Below are 14885 nucleotides of genomic sequence, written 5' to 3'. Positions count from 1 at the left end.
GATGACTGGAAGACTCAGCTGGCCGGATGGAAAGTCGCTTGCCCTGTCCATCGTCGTGAATGTCGAAGAAGGGTCCGAGATGACCATCGCAGACGGCGACAAAAAGCCCGAGCCGGTGGACGAACTTGGTGTCGCGCTGAATATCCCGATCCGCAATTTCGGAAACGAAAGCAACTATCGCTATGGCATCAAAGCGGGCGGCCCGCGGGTGTTTCGGCTGCTGGGCCAATATGCCATTCCGGCGACGATTACGGCTGCCGCGCTTTCACTGGAACGCGCGCCAGAATTGACGAAGATCATGCTGGATCAGGGGCACGAAATCTGTTCGCACGGATGGCGCTGGACCCATACGTTTTCGATGAAGGAAGACCGCGAACGTGACACGATTGCACGCGCCGTGGACAGCTTTGTGCAGACCACGGGTCAGGCCCCGGCAGGCTGGCTAAGCCGGTATCTGCATACCGAAAACACCCGACGCCTGCTGGCCGAGGCCGGGTTCCTCTATCACATGGACGATTATTCCGACGACGTCCCGTTTTGGGAGCCTGTGACGATGACAGATGGCTCGGTCCATCCGATGATTTGCCTTCCATATGCGATTGACAGCAACGACATGAAGATGTGGGTGGCACCGTCATTGACCCCGCAGGATTGGCTGGATTACGCCTGCCAGACATTCGACTGGATGCGTGCGGAGGCGGCAGAACAGGTCCCTCGGATGATGTCATTGGGGTTGCATCTGCGGATCATCGGGCGGCCTGGCCGGATTTGGGCGCTGAAGGCGTTTCTGGATCATGCGAGTGGCCATGATGACGTCTGGATCACGACGCGGAAGTCGATTGCAGACCGGTTTGCCGAAACATGCCCGTGGCAAGTCGGATGAGCCACGCGCCCCGCATAAGCGCGGCTAATTGGCTGGCCCGCCTGCCAGGCATTGCCGCCGAGGCAAGCGCGCTGGATGACACTGAGGCTGCGTTTTCGGTCCTAACCCGCTCTGTGGTCGAGACACTGGGCGACGGGCTGGCCGGCACCCGCGACGGGGCGCTGTTGCCGGGTGAGCGCGACTACCGCGTGTCCGGCGTGTTCCTGATCGCGCCGGATCGCCGCCACAACGTGCTGGTCGCCAATCAAGGTTTCCCGGCCGAGCAACGCCGCCTGTCAATCCCTATTGCGTGGAACAACCCCGGGCAGGTGGTGGCGCACGAACGTTTCATGCTTCTGGAAAACACAGACCAGCATGGAGAGTTTCGCCAGTTTTTGAAGACCAGCAAGATGGGCTCGTCAATCTACATGCCGATCTTTGCAGGTGGTGCAATGATCGGCCAGATCGTCGCCGCCTCGCAGGCCCGGTGGACTTATTCGGCCCAGGATATCGCCCCGATGGCAATGCTTGCCGCATTGGCCGGTCTGGCTTGGGATAAAACTGACGGTGCAAATTGGTGGGCGGCGGATCATCCGGCCGCCGATGCCTGGTACGCAGAGGAGCAATCGTTATGAGCATGGAAACAACAGACCGGATCGTAGCGCATGTTGCCGGGGCCTCGTTATCAGATCTTGCGCCGACCGACATCGAAAAGGCGAAGGTATTCCTGCTGGATACGCTGGGCGTCGGCATCGCGGGGTCCAGCGGCGCTATCGTCGCCGAACTTTTGGCGACGGTTCAGGACTGGGGGCAAGGGGATGAGGCGACTGTCTGGGTCACGGGCCAACGCGTGACAGCGCAAGCCGCGGCGATGGTCAACGCCTATCAGATCCACTGTCTGGAGTATGACTGTGTCCACGAAGGGGCTGTTGTGCACCCTATGGCAACTGTGCTCAGCACGATGATGGCCTATGCCGAGCGGCGTTCGGCGCGGGGTCGGCCTGTGGCGGGTTCTGAATTTCTGATGGCGATGGTTCTTGGCGTGGATGTTGCGGCCTATTTAGGCATGGCAGCGACTGGCCCGGTGCGGTTTTTCCGCCCGGCCACCGCGGGCGGTCTGGGCGCAACAGCCGCGATTGCCCGGCTGGAGGGCTTGGATGCCGACGGCATCAATAGCGCGATGGGGAACATGTACGGCCAGACCTGCGGCACGCTTCAGCCGCATGTTGAAGGGTCTCCGCTATTGGGGCTACAGATCGGGTTTAATGCGCGCGGCGCTTTGTCGGCGCTTGATCTGGCAGCTGCCGGGTTTCGCGGTCCGTTTGATATGATTGATGGACAATACGGCTATTTGCCGATGTTCGAGGCCGGTCAGTATGACTTGGATATTGTCTGGCGCGATCTTGGGCGAGTTTGGCAGATATCCGAACTTGCCCACAAACCTTTCCCAAGCGGGCGGCTGACTCACGGCGTTATTGATGCTTTGATGCAGGTCACCGCACGTCTGAACATCTCAGCGGACGACATCGTCAAGATCACAGGTTATGTGCCGCCGCTGGTCTACCGGCTGGTCGGGCGCCCGTTGATGGCCAAGCCCGAGGCGAATTATGCCAAGCTTTGCCTGCGCTATGTGGCCGGGGCCTGGATGGCGCGCGGTCAGGTGGATGTGGCCGAATTCCGTGGCGCAGACACGTTGACAGACCCGGCGATCCACGCTCATGCCGCCAAGGTCGACATGATCCTGGACGACAACCCGGATGAAAACGCTCTGGATCCGCAGCGGTTCGTCTTCGAGCTGACCGACGGGCGTGTCGAAGACATCACCTTGGCGCATGTCTATGGCCATCCACGCGCCGCGCTGACACCCGAAGAAAACCGCGCCAAGTTTGACCGTTGTGTGACCTATGGCAGCCGCAAATTGCCGGCCGCGCAAGCGTCGGCCTTGGCCGAAACTGTTCAGAGCATTGAAGCGATTGAAGACGTTGCTGATCTGGCCCGCATGACGGTCGGATAATGAAATAGCCGGGGCATTATCGCGCACTCACCAGCGCGGCGCGGCCCCGGCGTCACCAATGACCGCCCGGGCGGAATGACCGGATAATCAGGGAGAATTGCCAATGGCCGGATATGTCGAAAAGGTCGCAGAGTACCGATACCGAGAACGCTTTGGTCGCTATTACGAAGAGTTCGAGCCCGGTGACATCTACGAGCACCGCCCGAATCGCACGCTGAGCGAAACCGACAACACCTGGTTCACACTGCTGACCATGAACACTCATCCGCTCCACTTCGATGCCGAATACGCCAAACACAGCGAGTTTGGTCGCTGCATCATCTGTTCGCCATTGACCGTGTCGGTTCTGGTCGGGATGAGTGTCTCGGACGTCAGCCAGAAGGCCATCGCCAATATGGGCTGGACGGATATCAAGATGACCCATCCGCTGTACGCGGGCGACACGCTTTCGGGCGAAACCGAGGTGATATCAAAACGCGAAAGCAAATCGCGCCCAAATGCGGGTCTCGTCACCGTCAAGACCCGTGGATTCAATCAGGACGGCACAATGGTGTGCGAATTTATGCGCACCGTATTGATCGCCAAACGCGGGTTTGAGACTGAAGAAAACGCCGGATATTGAACGGCCCGATCAGGAAATACGACCATGAATAACCACGCCCTCGACCAATCAGACGCCCTGGAACAGGAACGGATGATCCTGGACGCAATTGCCAAATGGCTTGACCGGGATGTGAAGCCACATGTGCTGAAATTCGACCATGCCGACGAATACCCTCATGAGATGGTTGAGCAGATGAAGGCGCTGGGCCTGTTCGGCGCAACAATCCCCGAGGAATTCGGCGGTCTGGGTCTGTCGGCCACAACCTATGCCAAAATCGTCGAGCAGATAACGACAGTCTGGATGTCGCTGACCGGGATATTTAACAGCCACCTTATTATGGCCGCCTGTGTGGCGCGCACCGGCACGGACGCGCAAAAAGCCGACCTGCTGCCCCGGTTCGCCAGCGGTGAACTGCGTGGCGGACTGGCGCTGACCGAACCGGACGCCGGCACCGACCTTCAGGCGATCCGTACCCGCGCGATACGCGATGGCGACGACTATGTTGTTAATGGCACGAAGACCTGGATCTCGAACGGGATTGAGGGCAGTTGCTTTGCGCTGTTGGTCAAAACCGATCCCGATGCGGACCCGCGCCACAAGGGCATGTCGATGTTCATCGCCGAAAAGGGCGAAGGGTTCACCGTCTCCAAACGCCTTGAAAAGATGGGATATAAGGGCATCGACAGTGCCGAATTAGTGTTTCAGGACTATCGCATTCCAGCCGCGCGTCTTGTGGGTGGTGCGGAAGGAAACGGCCTGCAAGCCGCCCTTGGTGGGCTGGAGCTGGGGCGCATCAACATCGCGGCGCGCGGCTGCGGGTTGGCGGCGGCGGCGTTGAACGACAGCGTGCAATATTCGCAAATCCGCAAGACTTTCGGCAAACCGATCTGCAAACATCAGGCGATCCAGCTGAAACTGGGGGAAATGGCGACCAAACTCCAGGCGGCGCGTCTGCTAACTTATGACGCCGCGCGCGCCTATGACAGTGGCGAACGCTGTGACATGGAGGCGGGAATGGCAAAGTTTTTCGCCTCGGAAACGGCCGTAGAAAACGCGTTGGAGGCGATGCGAATCCACGGCGGATACGGGTATTCGAAAGAATACCACATCGAGCGCTATTTCCGCGACGCACCGCTGATGTGCATCGGTGAGGGCACGAATGAGATCCAGCGGATCATCATCGCCAAGCAGTTGATCGAGCGGAACCCGGCCTAGCGCGCGGTGTCGATCCAGGGCACTTGCGACCCGGCATTTGCGCCAGTGGCAGACGTCTTTGGGAACTCGGTCGCGACCGGTGCGGAACGCGGCGCGCTTTGCCTTCGTGTCAATGGACGCAATGTGGTGAACCTGTTCGGCGGAATGGCCCAGCCCGAGACGGATATGCCCTGGCGCAGCGATACGCTGGCATGTTGTTTCAGTGTGACCAAGGGCATGTTCGCGCTTCTGGCGCACGTGCTGATCGATAAAGGCATTCTGAAGCCAGACACTCGGGTTATGGACATCTGGAGCGGCTTCGGAACCGCCGGAAAAGACCGCCTGACCGTTTATGACGTTCTGACACACCGCGCAGGATTGCCGGCAGTTTCGGGTAATGTTTCGCCGGGTCTGCTCTACGATCGCTCGGGGATGGAGGCCGCACTTGCGACCTCGGCACCCGTCGTTTCAATCGGGACGCCGGTGTATCACAACATGACCTATGGCTATCTGCTGGGCGGAATTCTGGCGCGTGTAGGTGGCGCGCCGGTGGAAGATTTGATTGAGCGTGAATTGACCGGCCCGCTTGATGCAGATTTCCGGATTGGCCTTGGCCGGTCGGATATGGCGCGCACCGCGACCCTCAGCCAGGACGATCCGAATGCGCTGTTTGCGGCGCTAGACGCGGATCCGGAAAGCCTGTTCGCCCGTTCAATGCAATTCTTTGGGCGTGGCGAAGATTTTAACTCGGTCCGCTGGCAGCAGTCCGTGATCGGTTCGGGCAACGGGCACGCTACGGCAGCAGCGATTGCGATAGTGTATGAACAGTTGATTGCGCCCGACGGTTTGTTGTCTGCAGACCGCCAGCATGCTCTGCGGTGCGAGGTTTGCCGCAGTGACAGTGTAGATCCGATTATGGGCATGGCGATCCGGTATGGTGAAGGGGTTGAACTTTCGACGCCCGCGGCGCTTGATTTCGGCCCCAATCCGGCGACGGTGGGGTATTGGGGCGCAGGCGGCGCGCAGGGATTTGCGGACCCGGACTCCGGATTGGTATTCGGATATGTGACGGGACGGATGGACGCTGCACTTGGCACGTCGGCGCGTGCGGCAGCACTTGTTGCCGCCGCGTATCAATGTCTATGAGGCAAGGCAGGGGGAACAGATGACCCAAACACTCAGACTGGCGGACGGCGGGCTGCGGCTGGATCTGGGCCGGATTGCGCAGTTGACGTTGTGCCGGCCCCAGGCGCGCAATGCCCTGACCCGCGCCATGTGGGACGGATTGGCAGAGGCGGCGGCCCGAATTAACGCAAATGACCCCACACGCGTTCTGGTGATTTCGGGCGAGGGCGACAAAGCCTTCAGCGCCGGGGCGGATATTGCCGAGTTTCCCGAGACCTATGCGACCAAAGCGACGACGGATGCTTATAACGGCGCGGTCCGGCAAGCGCAGGCCGCGATTGCCGCTGTCGCAATGCCCACCATTGCCGAAGTGCGGGGTGCCTGTTTCGGAGGCGGCTGCGGCTTGGCGCTGCATTGCGATCTTCGGTTCGCAGCAGAGACGGCGCGATTTGCGATAACGCCAGCCCGGCTGGGCCTGGCGTATTCATTTGAAGATACGGCACGGCTGGTCACGCATGTCGGGGCAGCGCGAGCCAAGGACATCCTGATGTCGGGGCGTGTCGTCTGCGCCAGTGAGGCGCTTGGTATTGGTCTGGTTGATCGGGTCTTGCCCGACGCGGATCTGGCTGCTGCGGTGGCCGATTACGCCAACAGTCTGGCCGCCCTTTCAAAAGACTCGATCCGCATAGCCAAGATGACGATCAACGCTATTGCAAAGGGGGATGCGGCGCCGTCGCCTGAATTTAGGCAGGCGTTCGAGGCGACGTTTGCGGGCCCTGATTTTGCCGAAGGATCCCGGGCATTCATGGAAAAACGCGCGCCGAAGTTTAAGTAGCAACTGAGATCAGACGGCGTATTTAGCCGGATCAATTCCGCATAGCCAACGCAGTCTCCAACACGCGCCCGATGGTCAGTACCAGCGCCTCGGAATAGTCCGGACCGACAATCTGGACCGAGTTTGGCAGCCCGTTGCCGGGGACCGGGACCGCCACAGCCGGCCCACCGTGGAAATTTGCCAACGAGGTTAAATCCGCCTGATTGGCAGGCACCGGATCACTGTGGCGAAAAGCGCGTTGCGGAGCTGTTGGCATAAGCAGCACGTCAACATCCGCAAACCCCTGCGTTGCACTATCCGCCGCGGCCTGAATACGGGCGTGCCCATCGGCCAACCTGTCTGCCGACAGGTTGCGGCCATAGGATAGAAGGTCACGAAGTTCATCGCTCATCAGCTCCGAACCTGGGCGGTCCAGAATTGCGGACAACGCGATGGCCCCCTCAGCTTCGCAGACCAACAGACCGCCGCGGCGGGCGCGTGCGGGCTGCCAACCACGCAAATCAACATCACTCACGCCCGCCCCGGCGCGTTCCAATGCCCCGCGCGCCAAGGCCAGCCCTTGCAGAACCTCATCCTCGCACGCAACGTCATCGATCTGCTTTGGAATGCCAATGGTCAGACCCGCAGGCAGAGCCGTGGCCGGGCGCGCCCGCCAACCACCCGGCACGGGTTTCGAGGCGGGGTCCCCCTGATCTTGACCTGCCATCACCTCTGCCATTGCGGCCAGAGTCTCAACGTCTTGCGCTAAGGGGCCAATCGTGTCGAACGTGGGCGACAGGAAGATCAATCCGGTCCGTGGAATCAAACCGCGGGTCGGTTTTAGGCCGGCAACACCACAATAAGCTGCCGGAAGGCGCACTGACCCCATAGTATCCGTTCCCAGCGTGATGTCGCCGAAACCGGCTGGGATGGCCGCACCCGAACCGCCGCTTGACCCGCCCGGCGTCCTGTCGGGATCCAGCGGATTGGCGGTTCTGCCAAAGTGCGGGTTGTCGGTCGTTGCACCCAGCGCGCCTTCGTGCATATTCAGCATCGCAAGCGGAATGGCTCCGGCCGCGCTGAGGCGCGCCACAACAGTCGCATCCTGTTTGGCCAACGTTTCGCGCCGCGCACCAAGCCCGCCAGTCCATGGCAGGCCTTCGACGGCGAGGTTGTCTTTGATCCCTAGGATCATTCCATCCAATGGCCCCGAAAGTTGCCCGGCAGCACGCCGCTGGTCGCTGGCGATCGCCTCCCGCTGTGCGCGTGCGGCGTTCAATGTCGTGACAATCGCCAGGTCACTGTTGCGCGCGGCAATCGCGCTCAGCGCAATGTCGACATTTGCCTGCGCGCTATCTGTCAACAATCAACCGGATTGGTTTCTGGCGCGACTCGATCCCGGTTTCAGCGGCGGTTTCGCCCGGGGCGACCAGCGAAACCTCAATACCAACACCCAGCCGCGTCCTGATATGGGCGGCCATCGCATCTGCCAGATCGTCACCCTGTTGCGTCGCCTCAACCACAGCGGTCATTTCATCCCGTCCGGCGCGCCGCTGAACCCGGCAGAAAAACTCACCGTTCGCCGGTTCGAATTGGGCCGTCAACAACGCGCCGATTCCTGTTGGATAGATATTGATACCCCGCAGTTTCACCATGTTGTCGCTGCGCCCTAGAAACCCCTCAAGCCGACGGAATGGCAGGCCAAGTGGGTTTTCGCCGGCGACTTCACGGCTGACATCATGGGTTTGAAATCGGATGATGGGAAAGACATCATCTTTGAACAGGCAAGTGCAAACCATGTCACCCATGCCCCCAGGTCCGACCGGCGCGCCGGTGTCCACGTCCAGCAGTTCCAGAAACTGCGCGTCCTCTAATATGTGCAACCCGGATTGGTCCGGGCCTTCGCCCGCGATGCAGCCCGTGTCGCCCACGCCATACCAGTCATAGACATCAGCACCGCCCCAGGCTTGCGACATCGAGGCGCGGCTTTCAGCGCCCATGTGGCCCGAAATCACCCGCACAGGAATGTCTTTGCCAGGTTCCAATCCCTGCTCGCGTGCGACCTCGGCCAGCCGCTTGATGAAGTCGCCGAAACCAACAAGTGCGGTGGCTCCGAAGGCATGCATCAGCGCAACCTGGTTCGGGCTTCGCGTCTCAACGCCCGTTCCCGCTGTCAGCATCTGTGCGCCGACCCAGTGGTTGATCGCTTCGCGCACATAGTGGCCCCCGTTGACCATCCCGTGGCCATAGACCGAGTGGATGACATCGCGGTTGGTGATCCCCTGAAGCGCATAGAGCCGCCCCAGCAGCAGCGACTGAACTTCGCGACTTTTGGGGCCAAACAGCAACGGCTGCGGCTTGCCGGTGGTGCCGCTTGTGGTCTGAAAGATCAGCGGCGGGCGTTTGTCATCCGGGTAGGTGTCCAGCCCGTGGAAATCGCCAATCGGCGGATGGGCCTCGACCGAGGCCATCAGGTCGGACTTGGAATACGTCGGCAATTTGGTGATATCGTCGAGGGAGCGGATGTCGCCGGGTTCAACCCCCGTGTCGCCCCAATGCCGCTGATAGAACGGAACCTTCCAGGCAAACGCCATGATTTTCGTGAACAGAGTATTCTGGCGGGCGCGCAGCTCGTCCCGGCTCATCCCTCTGAAAGTGCTTAGAAAAGTGTCACCGCTCGGATGCGCCTGCGTCATTGCAGGATAGTCGATCAGATCGAAATAGTTGGTTTGGGTCACGCGTTGGTCCCTATGTGAATATGGTGATGCAAACATCCGAGTGCCGCTGATAAGTCGTCCAGCGGCCCGCCCTGCGGCAGCGCCAGCGTGGCGCTGACAATTCGGTCGGTCAGCCCGTCCGAAGCCCCCCCGGCAGCCATCAGCGTGCGGGCCTTTTCCACAATCTGATCCGTCGAAACCGGATTTTCCGGATCTCCCAGCGCGTCCGCAACGGCGACGGTGTATTGATCGCCTTCTTGCGTTTCCAGACTTACAGACGCGCCGAAATGGGCTGGAAAAGCTGCATCAAACTCGTCGGTAACGACCACCGTTGCAGCGTTGCGAAGTCGCACAACACCGGGCCGTTGCAATATCTCCGGCTCAAAACCGTCCAGCTTGGGTGGGCCATCAGCCAAAGTGATGGCTACGGCGTGCTGCAGACTGAATTTTGCTTGATTGGGCGTGGTCGGCGCCGGGGTGTCACAGAAAACCTTCGCATCGCGGAATGTTTCAATGCGGATCGCGCTGATATTATCCACCGCGTGTTTGGCATACAGCAACAGGGCGGCGTCGATTGCCGGGTGCGTATAGCGACAGGCGGGCCAGGGCTTGAAACTCGTCTCCCAGATTTTCCAGGGCCCGGCGGGGTCTTCCACCAGTCGTTCGGGCACCGGATCCGGGCACATCGCGTCGTAGAAGCCCTGGGCACCTTCCAACATGAACGCGGGCCCGGTGAACCCATGCGCGGCAAGTGCGACAGCGGCATATCCGGATTGCGCGGCGCGCGCTGTATGCAATTGCTTGGTCATCACCGGTTCATGGCGGCAATGCCAAGGCCCGGACGATTGCGTTGCCGCGTTGCCAAGCGCCCAGACCATCGCATCGGGGCCAAGTCCCATCAGATGACCGACCGCCGCCGCCGCCCCGAATGGGCCGCATGTGGCCGTGTTATGCCAGTTCGCGTAGTGGGCTTTTCCGACACTCTCTCCCAGGCGAATATCTGCATCGTACCCCCGGATTACGGCGTCCAGGAACGTCAATCCCGAACCCTCACAGGCTTGGGCAGCCGCAAAGGCGGCCGGGACGACAACAGGCCCGGGATGCAGGATGGCAGCGCGGTGCACATCGTCCATCTCAAGAACGTTTCCAAATCCTCCGTTTAGGAATGCGGCCTGTTCTGCTGTCGCCACGCCGGCGCCTCCGATGACCGAGAATTTACCGCGAGGCATCGTCGTCGACATGGACAATAGAACCTGTCCGACAGGTTCAGCCGCGCCTACCACAGCGCAGCCGATCCAATCCAATACGTGCAGAGCCGCCCGTTCTTGCGTGGCAGAATCCACAGGCCTGGCCAGTATGTCGATCAATTGCCATGTCAGGGAACTTGTCATCAGGGATTTGAACCCGCTAGAGTCAAATTTGTCCGGACATTTCTATCAGTCCGATGTAATGAATGCAATGGACTGCAATTGCGAGGAAAATGGTGACCACTGGTGCATGGGCGGATGCCTTAAAGCAGCTTTCTGGCGACGGTTCGGTCTATATCGCGGGCTGTTGCGGAGAACCGACCGCCTGTCTGGATGCGCTGGACGCAGACCCGGACATTGCTGCAGGGCGAATGTTCACCGGCGTTTGGATTCCCGGTGTCAACACGCGCGATGTGACTCGCCAGGGCGGACGCAGCGCATGTGTCAGTTTCGTCACCCCTGCGCTGCAGGACGCAGTGGCCGAACTGCGCGCGCAAATCCTGCCGATGCACTACAGCGCAACATCCCGTTGGCTTCGCAATAGCGCTGGTTTGTCGGGTGCGGTGTTTCAGGTTGGGCCGCCGCGTGACGGAACAGTCGGCCTTGGCGTTTCGGCGGACTTCACGCCGGCGGCGATTGCTGCCGGCGTTCCGCTGTTTGCGCAGATCAACCCGGCCATGCCGGATGTGGTCAACGGACCGCGTGTGCCGGTCGAGCGGTTTGCAGCAATGATTGAGGCTGAATCGCCGCTGATCGAGCATGACGCAGGGCCGCTCGACGAAGCTTATGAGACGCTCGGACGGCACGTCGCGCGGCTGGTCAGGGACGGCGACACGGTTCAATTCGGGCTGGGAAAATTACAGAACGCCGTACTTGGTGCACTGGCAGACCACCAAGATCTGTCGCTGAACGGCGGCATGATCTCGCCCGCGTTCCTTGCCCGGTTGCAGGCCGGTACAATTAAGCGCGCAATCACCGGAGTCGCACTGGGTGATCGCGATTTTTATGATCAGGTTTCGCGCGACCCGCGCATCACATTCGCCCCGGTAAGCGATACCCACGATGGCAAAAACCTTGCCGGCATTGCGTCATTCGTTTCGGTCAATTCCATTTTGGAGGTCGACCTGTTTGGCCAGGGCAATGGCGAATTCATTGCAGGCAAACAGATCACTGGACACGGAGGATTGGTGGATTTCATTCGCGGAGCCGCGCAATCGGACGGCGGGCGTAGCATTCTGGCACTGCCTGCGACCATGCGGGGGGGCAGCCAAAGCCGCATTGTGCCCTGTCTTTCTGCAGGGATCCCGGTGACAGTGACACGGTCAGACGTTGATTGGATCGTAACTGAATTTGGTGGCGCGCATTTGCGACACGCCACAGTCGATCAACGCGCTGACCGCCTGATTGCAATCGCGGCACCTCAGTTTAGGGATGCATTGGCAAACGCATGGGATGCGGCGCGATGCCGGGAAACGACACGATGACTAAGACGAAAAAAAACTTTGGTCGGGCCAGGCCGGGTTTGGATCACCTGCCACTCTATCGCAGACTCGCGCGTGAGATTAGGCAGGATATTGTTACAGGCGCCCACCCGGTTGGATCACTTCTGCCGACAGAACAACAGCTCTGCGATCGCTTTGGTGCCAGCCGATATACTGTCCGCGAAGCGCTGCGCTTATTGGGCGAAGACGGCATGGTGCAACGCCAACAAGGGCGTGGCACCGAAGTGATTTCGATCACCGAACGGCCGGTTTTTGCGCAATCCCTGACATCTCTGACGCAGCTTTATGACTACGCCGCCGAAACGCGGTTAATCGTAGAACGGGTTATCCGCATCGTTCCGGATCCGGCGTTGGCGCATGAACTTGGGCGCAAACCGGGGCGCGAATGGGTTCTTGCCGAAGGTGTGCGCAGGACCAATCAGGCGGAATTGATCTGCGTCAGCCACGTCTATGTTCACCAGGATTTTGCCGCTATTTCGGGGGAACTGGAAACGCACAATGGCGCGATCCATAGCCTAATCGAAAGTCGGTTCGACGTGCAGGTTGTCGAAGTTCATCAGGAAATCATGTCTGTGAAACTTGACAATAATACCGCACGGACGCTGGAGATGCCTGCAAAAGCTGACGCCTTGTTGGTTACCCGCCGCTATCTGGCGCGTGACGACAGGCCGGTTTTGGTATCGTTCAATTGGCATCCGCTTGCAGGGTTCAGATATGGCCAGGTGATCAGATGAGAGTGACACAATACCCATCCGCTTGGTTTGGCGGTAGCGAACCTTGAATCATCGCCTGAATTCTGAAAGCACGTCGCAGAGCAGGTGCAGGTATTGGCAACAAGTTTACGTCCATCTGACATTCAATGACACACATGGGAGCAACCATATCCAACGTCGCGATGTCCTGGTCAGACAGCTGGATGTATTAGTGCGGCCGAAATATTGCAGGCAGAAAGATCGACCGATTAATAACGATAGTCAGGGCATTTGAATGATCGGGACAAATCTCGTCTCACGGCAATGCGGACGAAAGCAACCGCACCACAATTGGCAGCATTGTCCCGCAAACTGTGCATTCGAAGACGTCGAGATTGCTGCTCTGTAGCGAATGTCTTCTTCGACGGGCCGCTCCGCAGCATGACTGAGCATGGGCCAATGGCCGGTATGTGCCGATTGTGTTGAAAAACTCCGAAATCAGAGCGTCGCGGATTTCTTGCGAAAACCTATGAAGCGAAATAGTCGGAAAGCTTTGACCACGAGACAGCGCATGGCTGCGCGTGAGCGCATGTAGGCGATTTGGGCCGACCCCCGCGCCAAAAATTTAGGATCGGGCTGCATGGAAAGAAAAATCATCGTTCAGGCCCTAAAACGGAGTTTTTCAACACAATCTGCACTAACCTGCCTTTCAATAGTTTATCGAATATTGCGCTGTGGCATCCCTGAAGCGGTTCACGGGACATCGCGCTGTGTCTTCATAAGTTGGAGATCCCGAACTTCAACATTCCAAAAGCAAGTGGCCTGAAAAACGTCGCTCAGCGAATTGCCGCACGCAACGTTACTCAGGTAGCAAGCCGAGACGTTGGTGCGCAGCTATGTCGAAGCGGGTTTTCAGAAGATACATCTAGACGCAAGTATGGCCTGCGGCGGCGAACCGCGCCCGAGCTTTTCGGACATCGCGGAAAGAGCTGCACGCCTGTGCAGAATTGCGGAAGACTATGCGCCAGATCCGTCAAAATTGATCTACGTTATCGGATCCGAAGTTCCCGTACCTGGGGGCGAGACCGACGATATGCAGGATCTCCAAATCACGACACCAGAACGGTTGGATGAAACCATCCAAACGCATGAATCCGCCTTCCGCAAAGAAGGCTTAGAAGGTGCGTGGGAGCGCGTCGTCTCAGTTGTGACGCAGCCCGGGGTAGATTTCAGCCACAGCTCTGTTCGTCAGTTCGATCCTGCCGCGGCAGTTGATCTTGTCGCAGCGATTAACCGGCACCCGCGTTTGACCTTCGAAGGTCATTCAACTGATTATCAGCCTACATCCAGCCTCGCCCAACTTGTCGAGCGTCACGTCTTCTTCCTCAAGGTCGGACCGGAACTGACTTTCCGGTTTCGCGAGGCGGTTTTTGCATTGGCTGCAATCGAAGATAGGGTTTGTCCAAAGACGGTATCTGGGATCATCGGCGTGCTCGACGAAGCAATGGACAATGCGCCCGCGCACTGGGACGGCTACTATGCTGGAACACCAACGGACATCGCGTTGCAACGCCATTTCAGCTTTAGTGATCGGATTCGTTATTTTTGGCAAGAAGCGCCCGTGCGCGACGCCGTTGACCTGCTTCTCAACAATCTCGTCGCAGCAGACGTCCCCAATGGGCTGATTGTGTTGAAAAACTCCGAAATCAGAGCGTCGCGGATTTCTTGCGAAAACCTATGAAGCGAAATAGTCGGAAAGCTTTGACCACGAGACAGCGCATGGCTGCGCGTGAGCGCATGTAGGCGATTTGGGCCGACCCCCGCGCCAAAAATTTAGGATCGGGCTGCATGGAAAGAAAAATCATCGTTCAGGCCCTAAAACGGAGTTTTTCAACACAATCGGCTTGTAACGCAGGCCTTCGGCGGACTTGAATTTGACGAAACCTCCGGCGACATCCGCACGCTTCTGGACACTCATGTGTGCAAAGCGGTTTCAAGATACTACGCGGCATGTGGCTTTGGCTGCCCGCCATCGTCAGACCGAAAACCCACGCGATGAAATTATCCAACGCCACACTGCGCGACCTGCCTGATCCGATCCTATGCCCAAGCTA

14 protein-coding genes are annotated in these 14885 nt (G+C 59.2%); 11 read left to right on the top strand and 3 right to left on the bottom strand.

Features of this window, described 5'->3' with window-relative positions:
* Position 1: 1 nt before the first annotated feature.
* From GKR99_00580 to GKR99_00550, 7 genes are all read left to right on the top strand, one after another.
* Positions 2-883, top strand: a complete 882-nt coding sequence (locus tag GKR99_00580; GenBank protein NKB26129.1) for a polysaccharide deacetylase family protein — start codon at positions 2-4, stop codon at positions 881-883.
* Entirely contained in the window at positions 862-1497 is a 636-nt protein-coding gene (locus tag GKR99_00575; GenBank protein ID NKB26128.1) for a GAF domain-containing protein, read from the top strand. The genes GKR99_00580 and GKR99_00575 overlap by 22 nt, the downstream gene beginning before the upstream one ends.
* Complete coding sequence (locus tag GKR99_00570; GenBank protein ID NKB26127.1) at positions 1494-2876, top strand: MmgE/PrpD family protein; 1383 nt, start codon at positions 1494-1496, stop codon at positions 2874-2876. Before GKR99_00575 ends, GKR99_00570 begins: the two co-directional genes overlap by 4 nt.
* A 103-nt stretch (positions 2877-2979) precedes the next feature.
* The gene (locus GKR99_00565) at positions 2980-3498 is read left to right on the top strand and encodes a MaoC family dehydratase (protein NKB26126.1); all 519 of its coding nucleotides are present in this window, start codon (positions 2980-2982) and stop codon (positions 3496-3498) included.
* Between the two features lie 24 nt (positions 3499-3522).
* On the top strand, positions 3523-4695 hold the full coding sequence (locus tag GKR99_00560; protein ID NKB26125.1) for an acyl-CoA dehydrogenase: 1173 nt from the start codon (positions 3523-3525) through the stop codon (positions 4693-4695).
* A 6-nt stretch (positions 4696-4701) separates the two neighbouring features.
* Complete coding sequence (locus GKR99_00555) at positions 4702-5820, top strand: serine hydrolase (protein ID NKB26124.1); 1119 nt, start codon at positions 4702-4704, stop codon at positions 5818-5820.
* A gap of 19 nt (positions 5821-5839) precedes the next feature.
* Positions 5840-6634: an enoyl-CoA hydratase gene (locus GKR99_00550; GenBank protein NKB26123.1), complete on the top strand. Its 795-nt coding sequence runs from the start codon at positions 5840-5842 to the stop codon at positions 6632-6634.
* A 31-nt stretch (positions 6635-6665) separates the two neighbouring features.
* On the opposite strand, the gene GKR99_00545 is transcribed toward GKR99_00550, so the two are convergent.
* The 3 genes from GKR99_00545 to GKR99_00535 are packed head-to-tail and all read right to left on the bottom strand — an operon-like array spanning position 6666 to position 10721.
* Positions 6666-7979, bottom strand: coding sequence for an amidase (locus tag GKR99_00545; GenBank protein ID NKB26122.1), 1314 nt, complete (start codon positions 7977-7979; stop codon positions 6666-6668).
* Positions 7966-9309: a phenylacetate--CoA ligase family protein gene (locus GKR99_00540; protein NKB26121.1), complete on the bottom strand. Its 1344-nt coding sequence runs from the start codon at positions 9307-9309 to the stop codon at positions 7966-7968. Before GKR99_00540 ends, GKR99_00545 begins: the two co-directional genes overlap by 14 nt.
* A 38-nt stretch (positions 9310-9347) precedes the next feature.
* The gene (locus GKR99_00535; GenBank protein NKB26120.1) at positions 9348-10721 is read right to left on the bottom strand and encodes an MmgE/PrpD family protein; all 1374 of its coding nucleotides are present in this window, start codon (positions 10719-10721) and stop codon (positions 9348-9350) included.
* Positions 10722-10783: 62 nt separating this feature from the next.
* Here GKR99_00535 and GKR99_00530 point away from each other — a divergent pair, with 62 nt between their 5' ends.
* The 4 genes from GKR99_00530 (at position 10784) to GKR99_00515 (ending at position 14512) form a co-directional block, all read left to right on the top strand.
* Positions 10784-12061, top strand: a complete 1278-nt coding sequence (locus GKR99_00530; protein NKB26119.1) for a 4-hydroxybutyrate coenzyme A transferase — start codon at positions 10784-10786, stop codon at positions 12059-12061.
* Positions 12025-12813, top strand: a complete 789-nt coding sequence (locus tag GKR99_00525; GenBank protein NKB26118.1) for a GntR family transcriptional regulator — start codon at positions 12025-12027, stop codon at positions 12811-12813. The genes GKR99_00530 and GKR99_00525 overlap by 37 nt, the downstream gene beginning before the upstream one ends.
* A gap of 409 nt (positions 12814-13222) precedes the next feature.
* Positions 13223-13366 carry a hypothetical protein gene (locus GKR99_00520; GenBank protein NKB26117.1) on the top strand — a complete coding sequence of 48 codons (144 nt, stop codon included), beginning with the start codon at positions 13223-13225 and terminating at the stop codon, positions 13364-13366.
* A gap of 288 nt (positions 13367-13654) precedes the next feature.
* Positions 13655-14512, top strand: a complete 858-nt coding sequence (locus GKR99_00515; GenBank protein ID NKB26116.1) for a hypothetical protein — start codon at positions 13655-13657, stop codon at positions 14510-14512.
* Positions 14513-14885 lie beyond the last annotated feature (373 nt).

Source organism: Paracoccaceae bacterium, assembly GCA_012103375.1.
Classification (GTDB): domain Bacteria; phylum Pseudomonadota; class Alphaproteobacteria; order Rhodobacterales; family Rhodobacteraceae; genus WLWX01.
Note: the sequence above shows the minus strand (reverse complement) of the source record. Positions and strands in the feature narration are given on the sequence as shown.

Coding starts and splice junctions, on each gene's coding strand:
- GKR99_00580 (NKB26129.1), top strand. CDS start 2: ATGACTGGAAGACTCAGCTGGCCGGATGGAAAGTCGCTTGCCCTGTCC.
- GKR99_00575 (NKB26128.1), top strand. CDS start 862: ATGCCCGTGGCAAGTCGGATGAGCCACGCGCCCCGCATAAGCGCGGCT.
- GKR99_00570 (NKB26127.1), top strand. CDS start 1,494: ATGAGCATGGAAACAACAGACCGGATCGTAGCGCATGTTGCCGGGGCC.
- GKR99_00565 (NKB26126.1), top strand. CDS start 2,980: ATGGCCGGATATGTCGAAAAGGTCGCAGAGTACCGATACCGAGAACGC.
- GKR99_00560 (NKB26125.1), top strand. CDS start 3,523: ATGAATAACCACGCCCTCGACCAATCAGACGCCCTGGAACAGGAACGG.
- GKR99_00550 (NKB26123.1), top strand. CDS start 5,840: ATGACCCAAACACTCAGACTGGCGGACGGCGGGCTGCGGCTGGATCTG.
- GKR99_00540 (NKB26121.1), bottom strand. CDS start 9,309: ATGACGCAGGCGCATCCGAGCGGTGACACTTTTCTAAGCACTTTCAGA.
- GKR99_00535 (NKB26120.1), bottom strand. CDS start 10,721: ATGACAAGTTCCCTGACATGGCAATTGATCGACATACTGGCCAGGCCT.
- GKR99_00530 (NKB26119.1), top strand. CDS start 10,784: ATGCAATGGACTGCAATTGCGAGGAAAATGGTGACCACTGGTGCATGG.
- GKR99_00525 (NKB26118.1), top strand. CDS start 12,025: ATGGGATGCGGCGCGATGCCGGGAAACGACACGATGACTAAGACGAAA.
- GKR99_00520 (NKB26117.1), top strand. CDS start 13,223: ATGGGCCAATGGCCGGTATGTGCCGATTGTGTTGAAAAACTCCGAAAT.